The 667-nt window shown below is 37.2% G+C and carries 2 protein-coding genes; one reads left to right on the top strand and one right to left on the bottom strand.

Features of this window, described 5'->3' with window-relative positions:
* Positions 1 to 29 precede the first annotated feature (29 nt).
* A complete protein-coding gene (locus GNF10_RS37270; protein WP_185607518.1) occupies positions 30 to 371 on the top strand; it encodes a hypothetical protein in 342 nt (113 codons plus the stop codon).
* 10 nt (positions 372 to 381) lie between these two features.
* Here GNF10_RS37270 and GNF10_RS37265 read toward each other — a convergent pair whose 3' ends face one another.
* Complete coding sequence (locus GNF10_RS37265; protein ID WP_185607517.1) at positions 382 to 573, bottom strand: type I restriction enzyme endonuclease domain-containing protein; 192 nt, start codon at positions 571 to 573, stop codon at positions 382 to 384.
* Positions 574 to 667 lie beyond the last annotated feature (94 nt).

Genomic DNA, 667 nt, shown 5'->3' with positions numbered 1-667 from the left:
CTATATAAACCTCTTAATTAGATTAATTTATGGCATTAGTTTACAACGAAAAAAATAAAACATTTGAATATCAAGAAGAGCCAGATTTTTTTGAATTACTCTTTCCAATACTTTTTTCTGTATTTACACCTATTAGTTTAGTTAAAGTCATTTTTGAGACAATAAACTCTCCAGGTAAACTTTCTGAAGATGATGCGGAGAACATCAAAAAAATTATTGAAGAAGGTCGTAAACAAAATGTTGCAGAAATGGAAATAGAGATGAGCCGTGATGTCGCTATGGGAATTAACATAGCTAATATTAAAGGAGCTGAGTTGACAATCGGAGCTAAAGGAAACACCAAGTATTCCATCAAGGTTAAATATAAGTAATTGTTTTGGCTTAGTTGATAACAACAAACATGAAAGAGAACGGAGCAGTAGGCGCAGATGTTACAGTCCAATCCCTACACAACAATTCTGCCTGTTGCAGCACTGTCACCATCGCCTTCTCCTGTTTCTCAGGCGGATAACCATATTTCCGCAGCAGGCGCTTGACTAACCTTCGCAGATTCGCTTTGACACTCTCTTGCAAGTCCAGTCATTAGTGACGTTGCTGGCGATTTATGAGCCATTGGATTCACCTTTAGAAATTCGTTTGGCAATTCTACTACCAACTCCTCTAAGAC

Origin of the sequence: Nostoc sp. UCD121 (assembly GCF_014222285.1) — a bacterium.
Taxonomy (GTDB): Bacteria; Cyanobacteriota; Cyanobacteriia; order Cyanobacteriales; family Nostocaceae; genus Nostoc.
The sequence above is the reverse complement of the archived record's forward strand: the minus strand, read 5'-3'. Positions and strand labels throughout refer to the sequence as shown.

Bases quoted from the DNA above. Each gene is read 5' to 3' on its own strand.
- GNF10_RS37270 (WP_185607518.1), top strand. From the start codon at position 30: ATGGCATTAGTTTACAACGAAAAAAATAAAACATTTGAATATCAAGAA.